Annotated in this window: 25 protein-coding genes; 13 read left to right on the top strand and 12 right to left on the bottom strand. The window is 39.3% G+C overall.

Annotated features, from left to right (window positions below; genetic code table 11):
- Positions 1-4: 4 nt before the first annotated feature.
- The 3 genes from ALFOR1_RS12615 to ALFOR1_RS12605 all read left to right on the top strand — a co-directional run bounded on the left by ALFOR1_RS12615 (position 5) and on the right by ALFOR1_RS12605 (position 2700).
- Positions 5-523, top strand: a complete 519-nt coding sequence (locus tag ALFOR1_RS12615; RefSeq protein WP_058548645.1) for an Lcl C-terminal domain-containing protein — start codon at positions 5-7, stop codon at positions 521-523.
- A gap of 183 nt (positions 524-706) precedes the next feature.
- Complete coding sequence (locus ALFOR1_RS12610) at positions 707-1624, top strand: ExeA family protein (protein WP_104643166.1); 918 nt, start codon at positions 707-709, stop codon at positions 1622-1624.
- A gap of 11 nt (positions 1625-1635) precedes the next feature.
- A complete protein-coding gene (locus ALFOR1_RS12605; RefSeq protein WP_104643165.1) occupies positions 1636-2700 on the top strand; it encodes a general secretion pathway protein GspB in 1065 nt (354 codons plus the stop codon).
- A gap of 53 nt (positions 2701-2753) precedes the next feature.
- Here ALFOR1_RS12605 and ALFOR1_RS12600 read toward each other — a convergent pair whose 3' ends face one another.
- Both ALFOR1_RS12600 and putA read right to left on the bottom strand, forming a co-directional pair.
- The gene (locus ALFOR1_RS12600) at positions 2754-3947 is read right to left on the bottom strand and encodes an HD-GYP domain-containing protein (RefSeq protein ID WP_104643164.1); all 1194 of its coding nucleotides are present in this window, start codon (positions 3945-3947) and stop codon (positions 2754-2756) included.
- Positions 3948-4064: 117 nt separating this feature from the next.
- Positions 4065-7868 (bottom strand): bifunctional proline dehydrogenase/L-glutamate gamma-semialdehyde dehydrogenase PutA, encoded by a 3804-nt coding sequence (gene putA / locus ALFOR1_RS12595; protein WP_058548641.1) that lies wholly within the window; start codon positions 7866-7868, stop codon positions 4065-4067.
- A 169-nt stretch (positions 7869-8037) separates the two neighbouring features.
- Between putA and ALFOR1_RS12590 the strand changes: the two genes are divergently transcribed.
- Positions 8038-8520: a winged helix-turn-helix transcriptional regulator gene (locus ALFOR1_RS12590; RefSeq protein ID WP_058548640.1), complete on the top strand. Its 483-nt coding sequence runs from the start codon at positions 8038-8040 to the stop codon at positions 8518-8520.
- Positions 8521-8597: 77 nt separating this feature from the next.
- Here ALFOR1_RS12590 and ALFOR1_RS12585 read toward each other — a convergent pair whose 3' ends face one another.
- The 7 genes from ALFOR1_RS12585 to ALFOR1_RS12555 form a co-directional block, all read right to left on the bottom strand.
- Positions 8598-9587, bottom strand: coding sequence for a sensor domain-containing diguanylate cyclase (locus ALFOR1_RS12585; RefSeq protein ID WP_058548639.1), 990 nt, complete (start codon positions 9585-9587; stop codon positions 8598-8600).
- Positions 9588-9837: 250 nt separating this feature from the next.
- Positions 9838-10221: a DP-EP family protein gene (locus tag ALFOR1_RS12580; protein WP_104643163.1), complete on the bottom strand. Its 384-nt coding sequence runs from the start codon at positions 10219-10221 to the stop codon at positions 9838-9840.
- A 23-nt stretch (positions 10222-10244) separates the two neighbouring features.
- A complete protein-coding gene (locus tag ALFOR1_RS12575; protein WP_104643162.1) occupies positions 10245-13499 on the bottom strand; it encodes an nSTAND1 domain-containing NTPase in 3255 nt (1084 codons plus the stop codon).
- Between the two features lie 433 nt (positions 13500-13932).
- Positions 13933-14763 (bottom strand): mechanosensitive ion channel family protein, encoded by an 831-nt coding sequence (locus tag ALFOR1_RS12570; protein WP_104643161.1) that lies wholly within the window; start codon positions 14761-14763, stop codon positions 13933-13935.
- A gap of 39 nt (positions 14764-14802) precedes the next feature.
- Positions 14803-15522 carry an LrgB family protein gene (locus tag ALFOR1_RS12565; RefSeq protein ID WP_104643160.1) on the bottom strand — a complete coding sequence of 240 codons (720 nt, stop codon included), beginning with the start codon at positions 15520-15522 and terminating at the stop codon, positions 14803-14805.
- Positions 15515-15868: a CidA/LrgA family protein gene (locus ALFOR1_RS12560; RefSeq protein ID WP_104643159.1), complete on the bottom strand. Its 354-nt coding sequence runs from the start codon at positions 15866-15868 to the stop codon at positions 15515-15517. The genes ALFOR1_RS12565 and ALFOR1_RS12560 overlap by 8 nt, the downstream gene beginning before the upstream one ends.
- Before the next feature lie 72 nt (positions 15869-15940).
- The gene (locus tag ALFOR1_RS12555; RefSeq protein ID WP_104643158.1) at positions 15941-16732 is read right to left on the bottom strand and encodes a crotonase/enoyl-CoA hydratase family protein; all 792 of its coding nucleotides are present in this window, start codon (positions 16730-16732) and stop codon (positions 15941-15943) included.
- Between the two features lie 344 nt (positions 16733-17076).
- Here ALFOR1_RS12555 and ALFOR1_RS12550 point away from each other — a divergent pair, with 344 nt between their 5' ends.
- The 3 genes from ALFOR1_RS12550 to ALFOR1_RS12540 are packed head-to-tail and all read left to right on the top strand — an operon-like array spanning position 17077 to position 18766.
- The gene (locus ALFOR1_RS12550) at positions 17077-17397 is read left to right on the top strand and encodes an HI1450 family dsDNA-mimic protein (protein WP_058548632.1); all 321 of its coding nucleotides are present in this window, start codon (positions 17077-17079) and stop codon (positions 17395-17397) included.
- 43 nt (positions 17398-17440) lie between these two features.
- Positions 17441-18253, top strand: coding sequence for a DUF481 domain-containing protein (locus ALFOR1_RS12545; protein ID WP_058548631.1), 813 nt, complete (start codon positions 17441-17443; stop codon positions 18251-18253).
- 24 nt (positions 18254-18277) lie between these two features.
- Positions 18278-18766: a hypothetical protein gene (locus ALFOR1_RS12540; RefSeq protein WP_058548630.1), complete on the top strand. Its 489-nt coding sequence runs from the start codon at positions 18278-18280 to the stop codon at positions 18764-18766.
- A gap of 38 nt (positions 18767-18804) precedes the next feature.
- Here the strand turns inward: ALFOR1_RS12540 and ALFOR1_RS12535 are convergent, their stop codons facing one another.
- A complete protein-coding gene (locus ALFOR1_RS12535; RefSeq protein WP_058548629.1) occupies positions 18805-19290 on the bottom strand; it encodes an FKBP-type peptidyl-prolyl cis-trans isomerase in 486 nt (161 codons plus the stop codon).
- Between the two features lie 12 nt (positions 19291-19302).
- Positions 19303-20214 (bottom strand): CAF17-like 4Fe-4S cluster assembly/insertion protein YgfZ, encoded by a 912-nt coding sequence (gene ygfZ, locus ALFOR1_RS12530; protein ID WP_104643157.1) that lies wholly within the window; start codon positions 20212-20214, stop codon positions 19303-19305.
- Between the two features lie 164 nt (positions 20215-20378).
- Between ygfZ and ALFOR1_RS12525 the strand changes: the two genes are divergently transcribed.
- Both ALFOR1_RS12525 and ALFOR1_RS20520 read left to right on the top strand, forming a co-directional pair.
- Positions 20379-20630, top strand: coding sequence for an FAD assembly factor SdhE (locus ALFOR1_RS12525; RefSeq protein WP_058548627.1), 252 nt, complete (start codon positions 20379-20381; stop codon positions 20628-20630).
- 55 nt (positions 20631-20685) lie between these two features.
- Positions 20686-21042: a hypothetical protein gene (locus tag ALFOR1_RS20520; RefSeq protein WP_058548626.1), complete on the top strand. Its 357-nt coding sequence runs from the start codon at positions 20686-20688 to the stop codon at positions 21040-21042.
- Here ALFOR1_RS20520 and nadB read toward each other — a convergent pair.
- A complete protein-coding gene (gene nadB, locus ALFOR1_RS12520) occupies positions 21017-22627 on the bottom strand; it encodes an L-aspartate oxidase (protein ID WP_104643156.1) in 1611 nt (536 codons plus the stop codon). The two genes, ALFOR1_RS20520 and nadB, sit on opposite strands and share 26 nt — an antisense overlap.
- A 246-nt stretch (positions 22628-22873) precedes the next feature.
- Between nadB and rpoE the strand changes: the two genes are divergently transcribed.
- Genes rpoE through ALFOR1_RS12500 form a run of 4 tightly spaced genes read left to right on the top strand, consistent with a single transcriptional unit; the run spans position 22874 to position 25498 of the window.
- On the top strand, positions 22874-23455 hold the full coding sequence (gene rpoE, locus ALFOR1_RS12515; protein WP_058548740.1) for an RNA polymerase sigma factor RpoE: 582 nt from the start codon (positions 22874-22876) through the stop codon (positions 23453-23455).
- 1 nt (position 23456) lies between these two features.
- Positions 23457-24074, top strand: coding sequence for a sigma-E factor negative regulatory protein (locus ALFOR1_RS12510; RefSeq protein WP_104643155.1), 618 nt, complete (start codon positions 23457-23459; stop codon positions 24072-24074).
- A gap of 4 nt (positions 24075-24078) precedes the next feature.
- Positions 24079-25029 carry a MucB/RseB C-terminal domain-containing protein gene (locus ALFOR1_RS12505; RefSeq protein WP_058548623.1) on the top strand — a complete coding sequence of 317 codons (951 nt, stop codon included), beginning with the start codon at positions 24079-24081 and terminating at the stop codon, positions 25027-25029.
- Positions 25030-25048: 19 nt separating this feature from the next.
- Positions 25049-25498, top strand: a complete 450-nt coding sequence (locus ALFOR1_RS12500; RefSeq protein ID WP_058548622.1) for a SoxR reducing system RseC family protein — start codon at positions 25049-25051, stop codon at positions 25496-25498.
- Positions 25499-25529: the final 31 nt, after the last annotated feature.

The raw sequence follows: 25529 nt of genomic DNA, 5'->3' as shown, positions 1-25529 counted from the left end.
AATGATGAAATTAAAATTACTCTATGTTCTAGCTGCTACCGCGTTTAGCTTTAATGTTGCTGCTGAACAAACATGTTACGCAGGTGCAGACACTACAACCGCAACAGATAGGTTTACTATAAATACAGACGGTACTGTATCAGACAGTGAAACAGGTTTAATGTGGCAACGATGTAGCTATTCGCAAACCTACAACGAGGATACAGAACTTTGCGAAGGGTCTACACCTTCTATTAATTGGCAAGAAGCTCTGCGCGGAGCAAAAAATGATACAACCGCCGATTACGATGATTGGCAAGTGCCTAATATTAAAGAGCTGGCGAGTATTTTAGAGCACAGCTGTACAGAGCCAAGTATTAATGAAGATGTATTTTTAGGCACTAAGTTACAAAATTATTGGTCTAATACATCAGGTGTAAGCACAATGAGCTCAGCGTGGGTATATCAGTTTGATAGCGGGTTAAATAGTTTACATGCTAAAACAAGCAACGTGTATTTACGCTTAGTTCGTTACGAAAAATAATATAAACCACTATTTAAATGATGCAGTATTTATTGGCATCGTAACAAAAGCACAGCTTTAACGCTGTGCTTTTTTGTTTTACATAAATTTACGTTATTTCACCAATAAAGTGCTTATAAGATTGTTACTTAGTGTGTTTTTTTGCCATTATAGGCCGTGATTTAATTACGAAGGAATATCACGGTGTATTTAAGCTATTTTGGCCTAAGCGAAAAACCTTTTTCGATCTCGCCTAACCCTCATTACTTATTTTTAAGTGAACGCCACAAAGAAGCATTAGCACACCTAACCTATGGATTGGGTGAAGATGGCGGCTTTGTATTATTAACGGGCGAAGTAGGCACAGGTAAAACAACTATTACGCGCAGTATGTTAGAGCAGCTGCCAGAAAATACGCAAGTGGCAATGATCCATAACCCTGCGTTATCAGAGCTTGAACTTTTAGCAAGTATTTGTGATGAGCTAAAAATTAGTTACGACTCGCAAAATGCCACACTAAAAAGCCTAACCGATATTATTAAACAGCATTTAGAAATGAATAATAAGTCGGGTGGCCACACCATACTTATTATTGATGAAGCCCAATTATTAGCACCTGATGTACTAGAGCAGTTACGCTTATTAACTAACATAGAAACTGATCATAAAAAGTTACTGCAAATAGTGCTAGTAGGGCAACCTGAATTGCAAGAGCTATTAAAACGAAATGAATTAAGGCAACTTGCTCAGCGAATTACTGCTCGATATCACTTATTACCGTTAACGCAAGGGCAAACGGTGGCTTATATTAAGCACCGTTTACATATAGCAGGCTGTGATAAAGGAGTATTTTCAATGGATGCCATGCAAACTGTACATCAGTTAACTGGCGGAGTGCCTCGCTTGATGAACTTAGTATGTGAGCGGGCATTAGTAGGGGCTTTTGCAAAGCAACAGCTAATAGTTGATAGCGATATAATAAAAAAATCAGCGCAAGAGTCATTACCTATGGATTTTATAGCAACTGATAATAGCGCTTCAAAACCAAGTGGATACACCTCGTACGGCTTTGCCTTTGTTGCATTGTTTGCAGCAGGTGTTGGCCTTTCATTTATTATATAGTTAGGTGATTAATGTCTTATTTATTAGATGCATTAAAACAATCGCAACAAGCAGATATGAGCGCCGAGCAATACGATTTGCAATCAGAACAATTAAAACAACAACAAGCACTCAAGCGTTATCGTAAATTAGCGTGGTTACTCGGAGGCAGTATTGCCGCTTTTATAACTGTCGCTGGTGGGTTTGCCAGTGGTAAGTGGCTACAAAGCAGCCCCTTTTTTGAAAAGCCAGTACTTAACGAAGCTACAAAAATTGAAGCGGATAGTAAAGCGCCTGTAAAAGTGAGCGAAGAAGAGCAAACAGCATCTTTAAATTCAGCAAATAAATCATCGCCTTTAGAGTCTATGAAAACTGCAGATAGCACTAATAAAGCGTCTATTGAAGGTCAGGTTGTATATGTACAAACACAATCTGGTGTGCAAAAAATGCTGCTAACCCCGCAAGGGCAATATATTCCAATGAATGATAATCCTATGCAAACTCAGCAAGGTTATAATGTAAAAATGCCTATAAATGCCAATGGTTATAGCCAAAATACATTTAATCAACCTGTGCAGAACTACAACCCCAATGCCTATAATGCACAAGGGCAAAACTCACAGTTTATGCAGCCTCAAACGCCAAATACAAGCTCTGCTGGGCTAGATATGAGCAAATATAAAGTGCTGGGTAAACCTGTTAATAGTAATGCAGGGCAAAATACATCAACGACACAAAGCGATCCTGAATTAGATGCGGTGCCGACTAAATTAAAAGACGCGTTTGCACAAGCAATAAAAGACTCTGAACAGGAGCAAGATTACGAAGTAACTCAAGGCTCTCGTACTTCTTCTCGTGTTAACCCTGTAGAGCTATTACCAGACGGCCTACAAGCAATGCTACCAAGCATAAAATATCAGGCGCATATTTACTCATCAAGCGCAGATAAACGTTGGATCAAGTTAAATGGACGAGAGCTTCATGAAGGTGAAAGCATCGGAGTTTTAACTGTAATAGAGATTACGCCAGAGCAAAGTGTACTTGATTTTGATGGTTACGAGTTTAGCTTAAAAGCATTGCAAGACTGGCCGCAATAATAAGGTAGGAGTTGTATCAATAGAGCCGCACTATCGCGTTCTGAGCGGCTTTATTAAGGTAAAATAGAATTTTTATAAAAGCGTTCTAAATCAATATTATATTCTTTTGGTTTTACGGCAGACTCTAGCGAGTCAGACGTTTTTTTATTTGATAAATCTATATCTTGTACTTCCGTATAGCGACCATGTTTAGCACTATAAAAAGTTTTAACTGTAGGCTTTAAGGGGGTCGCTGGGTTGCTTTCAGTTACCAAGCCCACTTTTTGACTCGACAACCTGACAAGAGTACCTACAGGGTGAATACCAATACACTGGATAAACTTAGTTAATAGCTCACCATCAAAACTGTCCGGGCATCCGTCTTTTAATATTTTAAAGGCTTTTATAGGCTCCATACCTGCTTTATAAACTCGCTCTGCGGTTAATGCATCGTATACATCTACAATCGATGCCATGCGAACATATAAGCTTATTTCATCACCTTTTTTACCATAGGGGTAGCCTTTGCCATCCAATCGTTCATGGTGCATACCAGCAATATCTACAGCTACACCAGTTAATCCAGACTCTTCTAGTATTTGCTTTGAATAAAGTGCGTGTAGCTTCATTATTTCAAACTCGGCCTCGGTTAGACGCCCTGGTTTGTTGAGCACTTCATCTGGGGTTTTTATTTTTCCTATATCATGCAATAAAGCACCTGTTGTTAGCTCTACTATTAGGTCTTTATTTATGCCTAAATGTTTTGCAAAAATGCCCATTAAAATAGACACGTTTATTGAGTGCTCAAGTAAGTAAGCGTCTTTTTGGCGCATTTGCGTTAAACATGCAAGGGCATCTTGGTTTCTAAATACTGAGTCCATAAAACCACTGGCAAGCTCTCTAAATGGCGCTATATCTATATCTCGGCCAGCCTTAATATCTTTAAATGCTTTTATTTGTAAGGTTTTAGCTTCGTCGTAAAGCTTTTTTGCTTTACCCATTTCTTGTTCACTACTGTGAACTTTCTGCCAGGGATCACGTTTTTTAATGATAGTAGATGTCTGGGTTGGTTCTTTTTCAGGTACTGAATCTGTGAGGGTTTTGTCTGGGTCTATTTCTATCTCTAAAATACCGGCATTTTTAAGCTTATCAATACCAGCCTGAGTTTTTACCCATCCCTGATTTTTGATCTTTATACGGCCTGTTTGTTTAGTAACACTTTGAACAAACATACCGGGTAATAGTTTTGAAATGGGAATAATTTTCAATCTAGTGGCTTCTGTTGTTAATCTTTCGTTAATTTAACAAATATGTACGTTACTGACTAATAAAAAAGGCACTTTACAGTGCCTTTTTTATTTTTTAGTGTAAAAGTATTGAGTTAACTACTCATCATCTTCAACAAGCGTCATTAGCGAGGTATTACCACCTGATGCTGTTGTATCAATACTAATTGTTTTTTCAGTAATTAAGCGCTTAATTAATGTATCGTAATACTCAGAGCTAATTACCGGTAAAATTGCCCCTTTGCGCTGTGCAAGTTGTTGGCTGAAGTAGCCTAAACGAGACGAGCGAGCAGCAACTACCGCACCTGCTAAATGAGGATGCGCCAAAATAGCTTGTAACTGATTAGGTTTAGCTACTTGGAATACGCCCTCGGCAACACCTGTAGAGATAAATTTATCTTTAAAGGCAACCGCTTCATCATAAAACAGCTCAGACGCTACAGTGATGACCGTATTACCTGCGGCAATTGCAGTAATGATAGACAATGCCCAAAAGTTAAATGAAGTACTTTTATCGGCGTAACACACTACACAACCACGCGCTTCAAGGTGAAGTGTATTAGACTCACCCGTTGGCCCTGGCAGGGTAGTAAACTTACGCATGTGTTTTTCAAGGCGGTTAAGCTGAGCACGTGCTTCTGAAAGCGTTAATGCTAAATCGTCTGCTAAATCGTCAATAATTTCTACTGTAGCAATTTTAGCAAGTAACTGTCGTACAGCCGAAACGCGGTCGTTTAATGGTGTTGCACGCCAAATTTTTTCATCGCGCATTGAGTTCGTCATTAGCTTTTGAACTTGCTCATTTGCACCGCTATAGTGGTGTAAATCAAGCTCATCTGGCGTCAGGTTAGTCATTTGCACGTTATCTGGTGATGCTTTTTCTTTCACTAAACGTTGAAGGTAGTTAGGGCCACCAGCTTTAGGGCCTGTACCTGATAAACCACGGCCACCAAACGGTTGCACACCAACAATAGCGCCAATCATGTTACGGTTTACGTATACGTTACCCGCACGCGACATTTTAGCTAAATACTCACAGCGCTCTTCAATACGTGAATGCACGCCCATTGTTAAGCCGTATCCTGTGTTATTTATTTGGTCAATCACATTATCAATATCGTTCGATTTAAAGCGTACAACATGAACACATGGGCCAAATACTTCACGCTTAAGTACTGATAAATCTTCAATTTCGTATAAGCGAGGAGCAAAGAAGTAAGCGCCATTTTGCGTGTTATCCGGAATTTTACACTCGTAATGAAGTATAGAATTACCTTTTAAGTACTCAACATGGTCGTTTAAGTTTTTAAGCGCTTTTTCGTCAATTACTGGGCCAACATCGGTTGAAAGTAATGAAGGGTCGCCAATGTGTAATTCAGCTAAAGCACCTTTAAGCATTTCAATAATGCCATCAGCTACGTCATCTTGAATAAACAGCACACGAAGAGCAGAACAACGTTGTCCAGCACTTTGGAAACCCGAACTAATTACATCGTCAACAACTTGCTCAGGAAGGGCTGTTGAGTCCACAATCATACAGTTCTGACCACCTGTTTCTGCAATTAACGGTACTTGAATATCGTTACGGGCAGCAAGTGTTTGAGAAATAAGTGTGCCTGTTTCTGTAGAACCAGTAAACATAACAGCCTGAATACGCTCATCAGGGACAATTGTTTTACCAACTTCTGAACCGCGTGCAACAACAGGTTGTACAACATGCTCTGGTAAGCCAACAGATAACATTAACTCTATAGCACGAAGCGCAATTAAGCTTGTTTGCTCAGCTGGTTTTGCAATTACAGTGTTACCAGTAACAATAGCAGCAGCCACTTGGCCTAAGAAAATCGCTAGAGGGAAGTTCCATGGGCTAATACATAAAATTACGCCACGGGCTTCAAAACGCTCATCTTGAGAAAGCTCTTCAGCGCGCGCTGCGTAGTAACGGCAAAAATCAACAGCTTCACGTACTTCATCAATACCATCTTGCGCAATTTTACCCGCTTCTTTAATGCAAATAGCCACTAGCTCATCGTGATGACGCTCTAAAATATCAGCAACACGGCGTAATAAGTTAGCACGCTCTTTTACTGATGTTTGTGACCAAGTCTCAAATGCGGCTTCTGCATTTGCAAGCAAGGTTTTCATTTCATCGCCAGATTGTAATTTAACGTGGCCAATAATTTCTTTATGGTTTGCAGGGTTTTTAACTGCAAGTGAGCCTTCTGGTACTTGGCTTGGCTCAATTAAATGCTCGTTAAACCACATATCAAGGTTTTCTTTGAAAGGGGTAATAACGTTAATATCAGTTAAATCCATGCCTTTTGAATTGGCACGTTCTTCACCGTATAAGTCTATTGGCATTTTAATTTGCGTATTGTATTTGTTACGCAGGCCTTGCAGTGTTTCTACTGGGTCTGGTAGTAACGACTCAACAGGTTTAGTTGTATCTACTATTGCATTTACAAATGAAGAGTTTGCACCGTTTTCTAATAAACGACGTACAAGATAAGCAAGTAAGTCTTCGTGCTGACCTACTGGCGCATATACGCGGCACTGAATTTTTTCTTCGTTAACGATTTGGTCAAATAATGATTCACCCATACCGTGTAAGCGTTGGAATTCAAAACCTGTGTTATCGCCTTTAGCAACTTCTAAAATAGTCGCTGCAGTGTAAGCGTTGTGTGTTGCAAATTGTGGGTAAAGCACGTCACGCGCTTCAAGCATTTTAATTGCACATGCTTTGTAAGAAACGTCAGTTGTCGCTTTACGCGTAAACACCGGGAAGTGCTCTAAACCATCTTGCTGAGTGGTTTTGATTTCTGTATCCCAGTATGCACCTTTAACTAAACGTACCATCATCTTGCGACCCACACGAGTTGCAAGGTCAGTTAGCCATTCAATTACAAAAATAGCGCGTTTTTGATAAGCCTGTACCGCTAAACCAAAACCTTGCCAATCACCAAGATCTTTATCGCTAAATACCGCTTCAATAACATCTAAAGAAATATCTAAACGGTCAGCTTCTTCAGCATCTACCGTAAAGCCGATATCGTACTTTTTAGCAGCAAGCGCAAGCTCTTTAAGTTTTGGCACAATTTCTTGCATTACACGTTCTTTATGAGTGAACTCATAACGAGGGTGAATCGCAGAAAGTTTAACTGAAATACCCGGGCTTTTAACTGGTCCACGGCCATTTGCCGCTTTACCAATTGAGTGTATTGCATTCATGTAGCTGTCAAAGTAACGCTTGGCATCTTTCATGGTGCGCGCGCCTTCGCCTAGCATATCGTAAGAATATACATAGCCTTTTTGCTCTGTGTCGGCAGCACGCTCAATTGCTTCGTCAATGGTACGACCCATTACGAATTGCTTACCCATAATTTTCATTGCAAAGTTTACAGACTTACGAATAACCGGCTCGCCTAGACGACCAATGGTCTTTTTAAGCATACCGAACTGTTGTTCTTTAGTTTTGTCTGTGTAGTTAACCATTTTACCGGTTACTAATAATCCCCAAGAAGATGCGTTTACAAATAATGAATCGCTGCTTCCTAAGTGAGAGCTCCAATCGCCTTTAGCTAACTTGTCGCGAATAAGCACATCTTGAGTTGCTTTATCTGGTACGCGAAGCAGTGCTTCGGCCAAACACATTAATACAACGCCTTCTTCACTTGAAAGTGAAAATTCGTTTAAGAGCGCATCAACACCGCTTTGACCATCTTGGTCTTTACGAATGTTTAAAACAATCTGACGAGCCCTTTCCCACGCACGGCTTCGTGCTTTTACGCCAACTTCTGCAAGCGGTAAAATATGATCAATAACCGCATTCTCGTCTATGCGGTAAAAGTCACGGATTCTTTGTCTAATAGGACAAGTCGTTGTTAAATCGCCGTTGAATAACATAAGCAACCCTCAGGAGTGTTAAGATTTAAAGTAAAGTTAATTACCAATAAATTACCAGTGATATTGTGAGTGCATTCTAAATAAATTTCAGCAGAATATGCTGGTTAAATTTCACGATTTACGATAATTTACAGGGTATAAATTTAACTTATCCGCATAAAATTCTGTTATGAGCATTCCAAATAGATTACGCATGCTTGATCGTATCGATTTAGCTATATTAGACGTTCTTCAAAAGAACGGCAGAATTTCGAATGTTAACCTAGCAAAACAGGTTAATTTAAGTGCCAGCCCATGCCTTGACCGTGTTAAACGTTTAGAGCAAGAAGGCTATATTGAAGGCTACTATGCCAAGCTTAGCGAAGCTAAACTTAATCAGAGCTTAGTGGCGCATGTTCAAGTATCACTTGTTGCTTCAAACACCGCTGTATTTAAAGTATTCAGAGAGCACATATTAAGGATAGAACAAGTCGTCGAGTGTGACATGGTAGCTGGCGGCTATGACTACCTTTTAAAAATTCGTGTGTCTAACATGGAAGAGTACAGGCAGGTACTAGGTGATTTAGTCGATATCCCAGGGGTAGGGACTCATCATACCTATATGGTTATCGAAAAAATCAAAAAAGATAAAGGCCTGCTAATAGACGTATAATCCTATTTAATAACAAAAACCGCTAAGTGCGGTTTTTTATTTCAGTACATAAAGGTTCTATCAATATAGGTCGTACATTACCTTATACATAATTTATTACGACCTTCCGACTTCGCTCTATATAACGCCGTGTCAGCTGCGCATACTAATGCTTCAGATGTTCTGTACTGATTATCGTATTCGCAGGCAAGGCCCTGGCTTACACTTATTTTTACGTTTGCAGGTAGGCCAATATCTCTAAAGTTAATATTTAGAATTTTATCTTGGATGCGCTTAGCAATCATTTGTGCATTTGAAATGTGCGAACGAGGTAGTACAACGGCAAACTCTTCACCGCCATACCTAGCTACTAAACTGTCTTTAGAGGGGAGGCATTCTTCAATTGTACGCGCGACTTTTTGAAGGCATTTGTCACCTTTTACATGGCCAAAGTTATCGTTAAATAATTTAAAGTAATCAATATCAATAAGTATAAAGCTAAGAGGCTGCTTGTTAACTATGCACTCTTGCCAATTTTTAATGATGGTTTTTTCTAAAGTACAACGATTAGCAATGCCAGTGAGATGATCAAGCTTGGCTACATTTTCCAGTACTTTATACTTTTTAACGTGCTTTGAAATATCATGCATTATACAAATAAAAAGTGGGGTATTTGCGACTACCGATTCGGGTAAACATGATATAGATAGCTCAACATCTAAAAAGTTACCATTGGCTTTAATTATTTTTACTTCTTTAGGACCATGGTTAAGCGGCGTTTGATAATTGTTTTTCCAACTTTCAAACATGTAATTGTAATCGTCTCTATATTGCTCTTGTAAAAACGATTGCCACTTTTTACCAATTATGGCTTCAAGTGGCATATTAAAAAACTTTGCAGCAATCGGATTTACAGACTCAAATACACCGTGTGCATTTACAATAAAAATAGCATCGGCCATCACATTAGTAACATTAATAATCGCGCTTATTTTTTCATTGTTAACGGTATTAGAAATGCTGCTCATTAATGCAGATACAGCGTTGTTGGTGTTATTTGCTCTACTATTTTCATTATTGTTAGACATGGTGTTGCTCATTTTTATTGTTAATGAAACTTGGTGTCTAGCAGTGTATTTAATTTATGGGTTTTAAACCTTTCGGTAACCTTCTGGTTTAAGTTGCTTATTTTATTATGTTTTTAATTAGGAAAGTACTGAGGTTTAGTTTTTATAACTTTGAAGAGTAGTAGGCGAAAAGGTGGTAAGTCTATAAATAAATTGCACAGGGGTAAATTAGGCCTGTGCAATTTAGAAATCAATAATAAAGCGTTGTTAATTAGTTTTCTTCTTCATTGATAACTTGAGGGTCGGTACTTGTATAAGGATTACCATTGCACTCAACATTAAATACTAAACAGGCAGTACCTGGGTTTTCATCGGTGTCGATAACGGTAATTTTACGGCCGTTATCGCTTACTTTAAAGCTGAAGTCTTGAGCGCAAGGCGCTTCTTTATCGACATCAGTAATAGTGGCGCCAGTAAATAAAAAGCCCTTAGCAAGCGTGGCTTCATCTAAACTATAAATGCCCGCAGTTTCGGTTCTAACAACTCCGCCGCCTGTCACTTCTTTGCCATCTACAGAGTATGTAAAGTTAGCTTCGTTGTCACTGCCTAGTGCAATGTTAACTGTAAAGTGAATTTGCTCTTGAGTGTTATTCATATTATTTCCTTTTGTATTTATGGTTATAGTTGAAAGTTGTTAATGCCCAGCTTAACCAGACGGGCTTTAATTTTGGGTATTTCGTTTGCTCGGTTCAAGCAAGTGTATGCCTGAACCTGTGGGTATGTTATGAGAATGCTTTGGTTTGTATTTACTGTTTTAGCAATTTCTTGAAGCGCATTTAAGCAAAATTGTTTTTTTTGTATACTCGTAGCAGCTAACTTAGCTTTCAGCAGGTTTATTCGTAAAAGTACTAAATTATCACCAATTTTTACTTGTTTAGTTATCAACTGTTGGTAGTTTTCGTTACTCTCAAGCGTAGTTAATAATTTTTGGGCTTTATGCTGTAAGTTTCTATCTATAAAATACTGAATCAAAACAATTTTTATATTAATGAGCCTGGTATTATTAAAGCTTTGTGACTTTAAGAATGTAATAATTTCTTCTATCCTTGGATCAATATTTTTGTCATTAGATAACATCAATAATTGCGCTAAAGATCGGTAATACATAAGCTGAAGTTTATTGTCTTTGAAATCTTGTTTTAATGCATTGCTTACCATTTTGTTAGCAAATAGCGCTTTTTGGTAAGCTATTCGTTTATCGGCTAAATAGCTCAATAAATAGCTTTGCTGCATATGTATATTTGCTGACATATACAAAAGGCTTGCATCATTGGGGTAGCGATTAGTCATTTCTTTGACCACTGAAGCTGCATTTTCTAACATATTTACCGTTGTACTAAAGCCGCCTAACTTCTCTTCTGTTTTTGCCAGCCAACTGATGGTATCTGCTTTATCGCGCAGTAAGTTTTTGTTGCTGGGTTTAAGCTCAAGGGCTTCATTTTTAAGGGTGAGTGACTCTGTAAAGCTTTGCTTTGCGGCTATGTAGTTAAATTGCTTTAAATACAAAGATCCCAGCGAATTATACGAATAAGATAGCTCCATAATCGAGCTAAAATCATTCGGTGCTAACGAATACATCTTTTCGCTATATGAATGGTATTTTTTAAATAATGGCTCAGTGGCAGCGTAATCACTTTTATCATAATGAAGCTGGCCGAGCCAAAAGGCATTGGCACCGGCGAGGGTGAGTAGCTCTAAGTTGTTTGGCTGGATTTTTAATAATGCTTCAAGGCGAATGCGGGCGTTTTCAAAGGCAGTGAAGGCCTCAATGGTTTTCCCGCGAGAATAGGCCACTTCCCCCATGGCTTCCAGAGTTTGCGCGTATTGAAAGCGACTTTTAAATTCGCCTTGTTGACTGCTAAAGTTAAATAGCGAGCTTGGTTCATCAACTTGATTAGTAAAATACTCAAGTGCTTTATTACTAATGCCATCAAGTAAGTCCATACGTTTAACGCTGCGTAGTTTGTCGGCAAAGTCGCCGACCATAAACCCCAGTAAGCTTTCTGCCTCAAGCTGTTTTTTTTGCGCGTGTTGTTGGGCTTTAAAGCTAGTGAAGCTCATTAATGATGCGGTAAATGTAAGTAAGCATAATAGAGCAACGGTCACTCGCTTTACTCTTACTTTTGTTTTTGTTCTTTTTACAGAGCTTTTAATAAGAGCATGCTCGTTATCATCTAGTTTAAACAGTTTGTCATTAAGCAATAGCTGCGCTTCTTGTAGCGGTTTACCTGGCGCAAGGAGGTAAGCGCTACTTTTACCTTCATCTATCCAATTTTGTGCTTGGTGTTGTAAGCGACTTTTTATTGCTAATGCATCTTTGTGATCGCTTATCCACTGTTTCGCGCGTGGCCATTGACGTAATAATGCTTCGTGCGCAAGGCTAAAACAGGCCTCATGATTTTGTAAGTGCGATACAAATAAGCGGCTATCGACCATGGCTTGAACAAGCTCTTTTTGGCTGGTATTGGTTAATGCCTTCCAGCGCGCTGCGCGGCTAGTAATCGTTTTACCATCAGGGTTTAGCGTTATTAACTGTGATAACACGCTTTTTAGTTGCTGTTGTTGCGCTTTAGAAAGGCCAATAAATACATCTTCTGCCTTTTTGCCTATGGCGCCCTCAATACCGCCAAGTTTTTTATAAACACTGTGCAGTAACTCGTTATTATCACTACGCTGTAAATACAGCTCTTGCAGAGTGTATTGCAGCATAGGCAGTGCATCGGGGTTGTTGGCGGTATCGGCGCACAGTATTTCATCCAGTGGTGTTTGGGTTTGCGGGTCGTGTGAAAACGTTAAATTAGCGGTTATTGCTGGCAAGCGAATAATTTGTTGAAGCTCGTGCCTGTTTGGGGGTATTAAGTCGTAATGCGCGCCATTAGCTTTGCCAGCCATTAGGCTTGGTTGCTCAACCACTAAAGGATAAAAATCGTTTCTGCACGCACTAAATACAATCACCGCTTTAGACGTTGCTAAGTGCTCAATAACTGATAAAAAGTGGCTACGTGTTTCGTTACTAAATAGTGGCGAGGAGAGTAGTACTTCTAAACGGTCTATAAATAAAAATAATTGCGGCTTGTGGATTTGTGTAGAGGTTTTGCTAAGCACTGATTTTATGGTATTGATGACATTATCAATACTGTGCTCTAGCTGCTGAGCAAGTACTTGCGCGCTTAACCCTTCAAATACAGGTCGATTGTTTATATCCCAGTCGAGTAGCGCAGAGGCTAAATCTAAAAAAAGCCTATCTTTATGTACATCTGCAAAATCGAGCTGACAATAAGAAAGAACTCCGATGCCGTTATAGCCTCGCTCGTCGAGTAACTTTGGCAGTATACCCGCATTAACTAATGATGACTTACCTGTGCCACTAGGGCCTAGGATTAAACAAAATGCGCGTCCAAAATTAACTTGACTCGATATTCTATCAAGTAAGGTAGATACCGATTTATTTCGGCCAAAAAATAGGTGTGTATCGGCTGGATTATATGCGCTTAATCCTAAAAAAGGAGAGCCACCTTGCCATGTGTTTTCAGTTGTTTTTATGTCTTCAGCTAAAGGAAACTCAAGTTTTGCAATAACGCGGTAACCACGCTTTCGAATAGTTTCTATGTAGGTGGGTTCACTTGCTTTATCGCCAAGGGCTTTTCGTAGCTGAGTAATGATTTTATGTAGCGGGTTATCGCCAATTTCAATATTTTTCCAACAATGATCTAATAGCTCATCGCTGGTGACTATTTCACCTTTTTGCAAACACAGGTGCACTAATACATCTATGGCTTTAGGTTCTAATTGCTTAGTTTTACCTGCTCGCTGAACGGTATTTGACTGGGGATTGACTTGCCAATCACCTAAGTAAAAGAGGCTGCGATTCATAATGGCTCATTATTGTTATTGTGTGATTAAAGCGAGAGAATAAATAGTTATTTAACTAATTATTTATATTACAGAATAAACAACAAACACAAAAAGAGTTTTTGCTAAGAAAGGGAAGTTTAGGGCGTGTTGAACTTTGATGGTTGAATTTGCAGCAGTGTGTTTGGTTTTTAGGCAAGGCGGAGCCTATGAAGTGTGGTTACTCCCCATAAATAGGCGATAACGCAGCATAAATGCTAAACATGCGCTGCCCTTCGGGTTCTGCCTAGGGGCGATAAACTCTTTGTTACTCAGTTTTTACTTAGCCCACTAGGTTACAAACCTCGCGCCGCGATTTAATCGCCCCTAGATTGAACAAATTTCAATCCGCAAAGATCAACACGCCCTAGTGATGTAGGTAATGCAATACTGCATTACCTACTAAGTTTAAAGGTTAAATATCGTTTTTATTTATGGTCACTACGCGTTGCGGGAACGGTATTTCAATTTCAGCGTTGTTAATAGCTTTATAAACACCACCGTTAATAGCGAGCTTTGTTTCGATTATTTTTGTAGTAGGCACCCAATACCTGTAACTAATAGTGACGCCACTATCAGCAAAGCGCTCTATGCCTATTTGAGAGTGTGGGTTTTGAGCAACTAACTCGTGTGCGTTGAGTACTTCTTCAATAAGACTAATAGCGGTATCAGCACATGCACTATAGGCAATATCTATTTCACCTTTAACTAATGAATAACTAAATGAGTTATGAATTATTTCGCCCATTATATGTTTGTTAGGAATAGTAATTTCTACTTTTTCTTCATCTATTAAAATGGTGTAGCCAAGCTCTATAGTTTTAACTTGGCCGCTTACATTTTTAACCTCAATGGTATCGCCAACTACAAAAGGGCGTGTAGCTATAATGGCAAGGCCTGCACCATAGTTAGATAGCATACCTTGCAGTGCTAAACCTGCACCTAAAGACGCTGCACCTATTGCTGCCACAAAAGGAGTAACGCTTATCCCTATTTTGCCCAGTGCTATAATAACCACCATAACAATAAGCAATACCTTAACTACATTGCTTACAAAGTTGGTTAAAGTAACGTCGATATTATGACGAGCCATTAAGCTTGCAACCACATTGGCTATTTTTTTAGCTACCCATAAGCCCAGTAGTAATATAAAAATAGCGCCTACAATCTGCATGCTGTAGGTAACTAGGTACTCGGTGAGCATGGTGTAGTATTTTTCAAATTGTTCTATTTCAGAACTGATCATAGCGGGCTCTTTAAATGATGGTAATACGATTTTTGCTAACTATAGCAAAGTGTTGACTAAAAAAGGATAGAGCAACGGCACTATAATTGCCGTTAATAATGCGCTTAATGCCATAGCAACAGACGAAAATGCGCCTACTTTTGGATGTTCACTAAGGGCTGCGGCAGTGCCAATTGCATGGCACGCAGTTCCCATTGCAACGCCTTGCGCTTCGTGATTATAAATAGCAGCCAGTTTAAATAGCATAAAGCCAAATAAAGCCCCTAATAAGCCTATAAAAATAACCAAGGCGGCGGCGAGCGAGCTTATTCCTCCTAAGGAGTCTGTCACTATTAAAGAGATGGGCGTTGTTACACTTAAAGCCGCAACAGATGCACTTAAGCTGTTAGGCACGTCAAATAACACACTCAGTACAAATGCAACAAAAGTAGCATTAACAATGCCTAAACTGCAGGAGCTTACTATGAGTAATAAGTTTTTTCGTACATGAATAAATTGCTGATATAAAGGCAGTGCTAAGGCAACAATTGCGGGTTCTAATAACCAGCTAAGTAGTTGACTGTGAGAGGCAAATTGGGAATAGGGCAAGTTTAAGTTAACAAGCAGCAAAGCAATAATAGCAATACTTAAAAATACCGGATTAGTAAGTGATTTTAAAACACCGTTTTGAACTTTCTTGTTTAGGGCCCTTAGCAGTACAAATAAGGCAACAATAAAGGGGATACTTAACCACCATAAATTAGGTGTTAGCTCAGTCATTGTTATCTCTACCTTTAAAATAAGCCATAACCGCACTTACCAGCAGTAAAGTACTGGTAGGAACGAGTAATACCACAGAGACTAAAAAAGGCCCGTTCGATTTTATAAGGTCTATATGCTCAATAAAACCGACTCCTGCAGGAATGAAAAATATTGGCATAATATTTAAGATTGGTGATGCGCAGGGCATTACATAATGCTCTTTTACAATGCCCGATAACAGTATAGTGAGTAAAATAACCATGCCTAGCAGAGGGGCAGGAAAGCTGCCGCCAATAAAATGCATAACTAATTTAGCTAAAGTTAAACACAATAATATAATAGCGCTGCTGAGTAAGTACTTCATTTAAGTAGCTTATAAATAAAATGAGGGTTTAACTTTAGCAAATTTATGCGCGCCATGCATTGGGCGTTAGTCTTACCAGCGCTTAGCATTATTGTAAGTTATATCCGTTTTCCCTTTAGCTTTAGCTATCGCTTTTTTAGTGTTTGGGTTTAGCAGTAATCGCACTTGGCTAAATGTTTCTTTAGCTAATATTTTACGTTGATTAAGCTTATAGCTTTGCTGTGTTATACGTTTAATTGCAGCTAATGTATCTGGCGAGCGCTCAAGCAATGTGTTTAACATGGTGTGTGTTGCCGTTTGTGTATCGTCGGTGAGTTGAGTAACTAACCCTAATTGTTCAGCTTGCTGAGCACTAATTGGATTTGCATGACTGGCAAGCCATTGTGCATGATCGCGCTTTACAAGGCCACTTAGTACTACATTTGCACCCATATCAGGGCAAAGTCCCCAGCGGGCTTCCATAATGGCAAGTTTTGCATTGTTATTAACAATTCTGTAGTCGGCTCCTAAGGCTATTTGTAATCCTCCACCTAAGCAGTTGCCATCTATTTGTGCAATAACCGGTACACTTAACGATTGCCAGCCTAAAACAGCCTTTTGAGCTAGGTTTTGATTACCCGGTAACCACTTAAATAGTAATTTTACAATGTTAAAGGGGGAAGCCATAACGCCTGCTACATCAAGCCCTGCACAAAAGTGTTCACCTTCGCCTTTAATGATTACAGCTCTAATACTGCGATCTTGTTTGATGTTATTGATTGTTTTTTTTAATTGTACAAACATTTCAAAGCTTAGGGCGTTTTGTTTTTGTGCCCTGCAAAGTGTGACAGTAGCAATATTATTTAGTTTTTCTAATTTTATCATGGTTACTCCTCTGACCTCTTTTGAGCTTAAGTTTTTATCAGCGTTAAGTACATATTTATAAAAAATAAATTGAATTATTTAGTGACCCTTTAGTCATAATTAATTAATTTAGCGAGTATCTACTTTTATTTATTGGTATTGTTTTTAATGGTTTATTTATAGCAATAAATGTAATTAATGCAGTTATTCAAGGTGTTAGGAAGTTCCTTAAGTAATGAATTTATTAAATGCTGAATCAAGCATGACTCGGTAACAAAAAAATCTGTTTTTTAAGCGTATTTTTCTCAAACTTGTTTCTAGTTTTGATATTATGACGCCACTTTAAAGCTTAAGGTTAAGCAATTATGTCGGGTCCACGTTTATACACAGAAGAAGAAGCTACTCACCAAGCCTATGATATTTTTTTAGAACTGGCGCCTAATAACCTTAGCGATAAAGACGTTGAGGACTTTAATGAATACCGAGAAGAGTTAGGATTTATTGAAGAAGGTGAACCTGATGACCAATGGCAAGACTTTGTAGCGCTTGAAATAGAGCCTGAACACTTTATTCAGGTATTAGTAGGTTTAGAGTTTGAAACCGACGATGTGTTATTTGCAAAAATTTTAATTAGCCGTGATAAAGACGCACCGTTTTGTCATATTTTATGGAAAGAAACAGCGTAAGCATTGCGCTTACTTGTTTTAATTGTGTATCAGAGAGAGTTCTGTGCGTAAGTATTTATTTTTAATTCTTTTAATGATTAGTAGCCCTAGCTGGGCAGTTGATCCGTTTGAGGATTTTCATGAATATGGCAAGCTTTCAGATGAAGAAATTCATGAGTTACACAAAGGCGAAATGTTTTATGGTGATACCGAGTTTGGCTTAATTTTAAGTAAAGGTAACACCAACTCCACAAGCTTTAAGCTCAAAGGCAACTTGTATCAAGACTTTGAGAAATGGCGAAATCAATTCAAAATAGACTCCCTTTATAAGCGCGACCAAAATGACGATACGGGTACAACCGATGTAACCGCAAATCGTATATTTGTATCTGCTCAGGGGAACTACAAAGTAGGCGTTAAAAACTCTTCACTTTTTATTTATGGCGATTATGAAGAAGATGAATTTAGCGGCCTTGATTTTAAAAGCACGATAGCAACCGGTTATGGCGCGCGGGTATATCAGGGCGTAAAAAATAAAGTTGATATTGATGTTGGGCCTGGCTTGTATCGCTCAGTTGCAGATGATGAATCTGAAGTGAGTGAAGATGAGCAAAACAAAACAGGTTACTTAGTCCGTGTTGCTATGCAGTGGGAGCGATTAGTTTCAAAACGAACTCGTTTTAACCAAGATGTAAGTATTGAGCAATCACTTTCTGGGTTAAACTCTCGTTTAAAATCAGAAACTGCGCTCATTAGCCAAGTTATTGGTGCGGTATCACTTAAGTTTGCTTATATGTATCGTTATAATTCAAAGCCAGAAGACGATAACCTCAAATACGACTCAGAGTTGAGTGCCACCTTGGTATACAGCTTTTAATATTTTTTAATTTTAGAGATAACTATGTATCAGCATAAGCAGTACGCGGTGTTTATATTTTTTGTATTGGCATGGATTGGCGGTTTTGTTGCTCTGGCGTGGAATTTAATAGGTGCTGATGCTCCTTTGATGATATTTGCCGGTATTTTAGTGCTGGTGGGTTTCTTATTTCATGGCTTAACAATCAAAGTAAATGATAGCGCTATTAGTTGGGCGTTTGGCCCAGGCGTAGCAGGGCAAAGTGTTGAGTTGAGTGAAATCACTGAAGCAAAAGCGGTTCAAAATTCTTACAGGCATGGTATTGGTATGCGCATTACGCACGATGGCTGGGTATATTCTGTGTCGGGTTTTAGTGCAGTACAATTAACGCTAAAAGATGGCACTATGTATCGCTTAGGAACTAACGATCAACAAGGTTTATTAAGTGCTCTTAAACAAAATGATGTACCCATGGCACAGCCCGAAAAGCAACAAAGCGAGCCCAAAGTGGTTAAGCGAAATAATATGATATAAAAAAAGCGCCTTAGGCGCTTTTTTTATAAGTATTTAGATTAGTGGTCGTGACCACAACCACCTTCGCCATGAACGTGGCCATGAGCCATTTCATCTTCGCTAGCGTCACGTACTTCTAAAATTTCTACATCAAAGTTAAGTGTAATACCTGCAAGCGGGTTATTACCATCTACAATAACTTCTTCATCTTGGATGTCGATGATCATTACCGATTGGTCGCCATCATCAGTTGATGCACGAAATTGCATACCGACTTCAATTTCCATACCTTCAAACATTGATTTAGGTACTGCTTGCATTAAATGGTCGTGGCGCTCGCCGTAACCATCTTCAGGTTCTACTTTTACGCTTAGCGTATCGCCAGCTTGCTTACCTTGTAACGCGTTTTCTAGGCCTGAAATTAAGTAGCCAGTGCCAACAATAAAAACTAGCGGTTCACCACCGAACGAGTTATCAATACTATTGCCATCATTATCCATTACTGAGTAATGCATTTTTACTACTTTATTTGCCGCAACGATCATAGTCATTCCTATTTATTCATCTTCAAGAGAGTATGGTAGAGGCAGAATGCTTAGCTCCACCTGAGGTGCGTGTTTTGCACGAATTACCTGAGTTACATCGGTATCGTTAGGCAACACAACAAGGCCCGTTAATTTATTAGATTGCTCATCAAAGCTTTGTGCAATCAGTTTACCTGCACGTCGCCAGTTTTCACCTAATTGGGTTTCTAAATCAAGCTCTTCTAGTAAGCCTTCGCTTTGCCCAGAAACGATATACATGGCACGTTTGTTTTTACCTAGGTATTTCATACGGGCAACGGTTTCCTGGCCCGTGTAGCAACCTTTTTTAAAACTAATACCGCCAATGGCTTGTAAGTTCACCATTTGTGGTACGTATTCACCTACCGCGTCACTGCTTAATTGAGGCTCGCCAGCAAGCATTGCAGCTTGCTGCCAAAGCGCTTCGTTATCAAGTGTTGATATGCTATCGGGCATGCTAAATTGGCCATCTACCATTAACAGTACACGGTTAGGGGCTAATTTAAGTGCTTTGCCATTATTAAAGTCACACGCGTTTGTATCGTCTTCAAAATGAATACCAAGGTGTGTAAGTACATCACTAAGGTCATCGCCAATTAAACCGATTAAACGTTTAGAGCACTCGCTAATTTCAACTTTAGCAAATACAGCGTACTTTTTAAGCTCAGCTAACGACTTTTCTACTTCGGTTTCGCTACCTGCTAGGTAATAGCTATCTTGATAAGAAAATAATTTAAATACGCCCCAAAGTTTACCTTTAGCGCTGCAATGGCCAGCCCATAAATAATTACTGCTGGTTAATTTATTGAGATCTTGAGTGATTTGCCCGTGCAAATAAGATAATTTATCAGCACCACTGAGGCTAATAAGCTGATGAGATAACGGACATGCATAAACGCTCGACATAAAAACCTTCTTTGCAATACAAATGAAGTGACATAATAACGCAGTTGTTACGTATGGTACAGGCAAGCAACTACAACGATTAGTTTATTATTTAATGAATGATTAATAGCTGCTAAATACACCTGATTTTGGTAAACTCAGGTTAATTAAGTATGAGGTTTAAAATGGTTGAAATTCATAGTAAAGCACGTATTCGTTGGGCTTGTCGTCGTGGCATGTTAGAGCTAGACGTTTTGTTTATGCCGTTTGTAGAAGAAGCATACGACTCGCTTAATGCAAAACAACAAGCTATTTTTCAGCGTTTACTAACGCAAGAAGACCCTGATTTATTTGCATGGTTTATGGGCCATGAAGAATGTAAAGATGAAGAACTAAATAGCATGGTTTCACTCATCTTAGACCGAGTTCGTGTATAGATTTACAGTTACAAATAATAAAGCAGACCACAAACCGATTGTGGTCTTTTTTTGCGTGCTTAGCTTACTACTTTGTATGTTTTTAGACGCGGCGTTAGCTATGCTATTTTGTGTGATTATAAATGCGATAGCTGCCTATATAGTTTGGCGAAAAATTTTAGCGATACACCCTATACAGGGCGTAATAATTTTAGAACCTAAGCTTTTTAGGTTTGAAGGCGAAACGCTAAAAGTGCAGGGTGAAATAACTCAAAAGAGTCGTTTTTATGGCAATAGTATATGGCTGCATATAAAGGGCTTTAGCGAACACCATTGGCTAATAATTTCAGCCAATGGTGTTAATGCGCAAAGTTATGCACGTTTAAAACGCGCCACTTTAAATGCAATTAACTGCGCTTTGGAGTCAAAATAGTCGGTGTTGGGTTTTCATTTTGTTCAGGGTAGTCAATTGTATAGTGAAGGCCTCGGCTTTCTTTTCGCTCCATTGCACTTCTAATGATAAGTTCAGACACTTGTACTAAGTTACGAAGCTCAAGTAAGTTATTACTTACTCTAAAGTTTGCGTAGTAATCGTGGATTTCTTGTTGCAGTAACTCAACTCGGTGCAGTGCTCGCTCTAAACGTTTAGTTGAGCGCACAATGCCTACATAATCCCACATAAATAAACGTAGTTCGTGCCAGTTATGGGTAATGACAATTTCTTCATCTGAGTTACTAACACGACTTTCATCCCAATTAGGAAGCGCCATAGGCTCTGGTGCTGTTTCAATTTTACTTAAAATATCTTTAGCAGCAGCATGAGCAAACACAATACACTCTAATAATGAGTTACTTGCCATGCGGTTTGCACCATGAAGACCGGTGTAAGCAACTTCGCCAACGGCATATAGGTTATCCAAATCGGTTTTACCGTTAAAGTCGGTCATTACACCGCCACAGGTATAATGCGCCGCAGGCACAACCGGAATTGCCTCTTTGGTTATATCAAGGCCAACACTTAAACATTTTGCGTAAATAGTTGGAAAGTGCTCAATAATAAAGTCTTTGTCTTTGTGGCTTATATCTAAATAAACACAATTAGCACCAAGGCGTTTCATTTCAAAATCGATTGCGCGAGCGACTATATCACGAGGTGCAAGCTCTTCACGCTCATCAAAGTCTTTCATAAAACGGGAGCCGTCAGGGCGTTTTAAATAAGCACCTTCGCCGCGCATTGCCTCGGTGATTAAAAAGTTTTGCAGCTCTGGGTGATAAAGACTAGTAGGGTGAAATTGGTTAAACTCCATATTGGCCACTTTACAGCCCGCGCGCCATGCCATTGCAATACCATCACCGCTTGAAACATCAGGGTTAGAGGTATATAGATATACTTTACTTGCACCACCGGTAGCTAAAGCCACAAATTTAGCCGAAATAGTTTCTACTTTTTTAGCTTTTTTGTTCCATACATACATACCATGGATATGCGACCCTGGTTTATCGGCGCTTTTATCAGTAATTAAATCAATTGCATTATATTGCTCAAGCAAGGTTATATTTTTATGCGCTTTTACTTGGCTAATAAGGGTGGTTTGTACCGCTTTACCTGTTGCGTCGGCTGCATGTAAAATACGGCGATGGCTGTGACCGCCTTCGCGAGTTAAATGAAATCTTTCTTTACCTTTACTGTCAAACTCCATATCAAAAGGCACGCCTTGGTCTATTAACCATTGTAGGCAGTCGTGTGCATTACTTGCTGTGTAATGAACAGCATCGCGGTCACACAGGCCGCCGCCAGCGTCGAGGGTATCTTCTACATGGGATTCTATACTGTCATTTTTTTTATCAAAAACCGCGGCTATACCGCCTTGAGCGTACAAGGTAGAACCTTCGGTAAGCGCCCCTTTACTGATCACGGTAACGTTACAATAATTAGCTAAAGACAATGCAAGCGATAAGCCTGCTGCGCCGCTACCGATAATAGCGACATCTGCAATGTGATGTTTATTTTGGTTCATGTCAGAGGTACTTTGCGGTTACAATGCTCAAATAGAGCAATATTTGTTTTTAATATCTGTAGTTGTATCATATTTGTCATATTACTACGTAGTGATTTTAAAGGCTTAGCGCCGTTATTTATCAACTATTTTATAAAAAAATAATATTAAGCAGAACTTTTTATTCATAAAGGGGTCAGAGTATTTGTGAACAATGACGACAATATGAATAACAAGCAAAAATCAGACATAGGAGTACCGGCTCGAATGAGCGAGCAGGAATTAGATTTAGTGCTAGTAAAAAGGGTCCAGCAAGGAGATAAAAACGCCTTCAACCTATTAGTAAAGAAGTATCAAAACAAAATTGCAGGTTTGATCTCACGTTATGTATCTAACCAAGGCGATATTGCAGATGTAGCACAAGAAGCGTTTATTAAAGCTTACCGTGCACTTCCTAACTTTAGAGGGGACAGCGCCTTTTACACGTGGTTATACCGTATTGCCGTTAATTGTGCTAAAAATTACTTAGTAGCCCAGGGGCGTAAGCCGCCAGCGAATGATATAGACGCCGAAGATGCCGAGTTTTACGATGGTGCAGATTCAATGCGTTCTAATGCATCTCCTGAAAACCTACTTTTAAGCGAAGAAGTACGCGCTGTTATTTTTAATACGATTGATAGTTTGCCTGAAGACCTTAAAACCGCGATTACCCTAAGAGAAATCGAAGGGATGAGCTATGAAGAAATAGCCGTGGTAATGGATTGCCCAGTTGGCACTGTACGTTCGCGTATATTTAGAGCCCGTGAAGCAATAGATAACAAATTAAACCCATTAATAGGCGAGTCTTAGTATGACAAAAGCACACGTTAGCAAGTTAGATAACGAAGCGTTATCAGCATTACTTGACGGCGAGCAACATTTAGCTGATGCAACAATTGCAGAGCAAGATGTAACTACGTTCGGTCGTTATGCGTTAATTGGTGATGCGATGCGTGCTCAAAAAAATAACAACGACATCCATATTGATATTAGCGATCGCGTTGCACTAGCGCTAGAAAGTGAGCCTGTATACGCTGATTTTTCTCAGTCTAAAGCAGCAAATAAGCCGCAAAGCTCAACCGAAAAAGACAACAACGTAGTTGCTTTTAATTGGCGTAAACCTGTTGCACAACTTGCTATTGCAGCAAGTGTAGCGATGTTTGCCATTGTAGGTGTAAACACCTTGCCACAAAGCAATAACGAGCAACAAAGTGAAATTCCATTACTGCAAACGACTCCGTTAACAGGTATGGCATCTCCGGTAAGTTACTCATCAGAGCCTGCCCTTGAAAATGCAGAGCAAGGTTTACGTGAGTTACAACAGCAACGTATTGGCGCGTTAGTTTTAGAGCACCAACGCCAAGCCCGAGTTGCGAATTCTTTAGAAACAGCGCAAACTAGCACCAAAGCGTCTGAGGAAAAAAACTAATTAAATGAAAGTAATCACTTTTGTTCTGTCGTTGGTCGTAAGCGTAAATGCCTTTGCCAACGACACAAATCCTGCCAAAGATTTATTACTTAAAATGGCGAATGCCGTTCACACCCGTAATTTTGACGCCTCGTTTGTGGTTGTTAAAGGTAAAGCAATGGAACCCTATCGATGGGTACATGCGCTTCAGGGCGAAACAGAACTTGAGCATTTAAGCTTGCTTAACGGCGCTGGTTTAGAAATGGTTCGTGTTGATAATCAAGTTACTTACTTTGAGCCGCAATCTCAGCCTTACTCTTTAAAAACAGACTCAATAGCGGGTCCAATTCCTGAAGTATTATTCAAAGATATCGAGCGCTTAAGTGCGCATTATGACTTTGTTTTAGGTGGAAAAGGGCGAATAGCTGGGCGTGCTGCGCAGCTAGTGCGAATAGAATCTAAAGACGAGTATAAATATAACTATTGGATTTGGCTTGATATGGAGTCGTCGCTTTTATTAAAAGCAGCGTACGTTAATCATGAAGGCGAAGCACTTGAGCAGTTGCAGCTTACGCATATTAGCGTAACAGAGCAGCCTGCGGCTATGTTACTTGAAGTACTTAATCGTAATTTTCCAACGCCTTTACCAAATGATGCATTGAACAATAACGATAGCACGGCCACAAACTGGAAAATTAGTTGGTTGCCAGATGGTTTTGAACTTCTAAAATCAGACCGCCATAAGCTCGATTTAAATAATGAACTTACAGACTATTACCTGTTCTCAGACGGGTTTGTAGAAGTGTCGGTATTTATTCAGCGCCCATTACCGGGCAAGCGTTTAAGCGGTGCATTAACTTCTGGTGCAACGACTGTATATGTGCATAATGGCGGTAATTTCGATGTATCCGTTGTTGGTAATGTGCCAAGTATGACCGCAAAAGCAATAGCAGAGTCAGTAACCCGCGCATTATAAACGATTCGTAAGGATTGTTATGATAGAACAGACCCTCACAGTTGTGGCCCTCGATGGCCACACTGCGCATTTAGAAGCCCAGCAAAAACAAGCTTGCGAAGGCTGCAACGGACGTTGTGGTTCACAAGTGTTTGGTAAGCTATTTGGCACGGCTAAAAAAACATTCCCCTTTAAATTTGAATCCCCCGTAGAGGTCGGTCAAAAAGTCACACTGTCTCTTGATGATAGCCATATGGTTAAACATGCTTTTGCTGTTTACATGCTACCGTTATTTTTAAGCCTGATTTTTGCTTTTATTGCAGCTCAGTTATTTATAGCTAGTGAAGGCTGGCAAATTTTAGCAGCGGTTTTAGGTGGGATAAGTGGTTATTTTATTGCTAAAACACGTGTTAAATCTCTTAAGCACGATATAAAAGTTATAAAAATTCATCCAATTAGTATTCCTTTAACGCAAATAGATGGTGATTGACGCCAATTAAATGTAAAATTGCCGTTTTATA

The organism is Pseudoalteromonas carrageenovora IAM 12662, assembly GCF_900239935.1.
In the GTDB taxonomy this organism is placed as follows: domain Bacteria; phylum Pseudomonadota; class Gammaproteobacteria; order Enterobacterales; family Alteromonadaceae; genus Pseudoalteromonas; species Pseudoalteromonas carrageenovora.
This window is presented reverse-complemented; position numbering and strand designations above follow the sequence as displayed.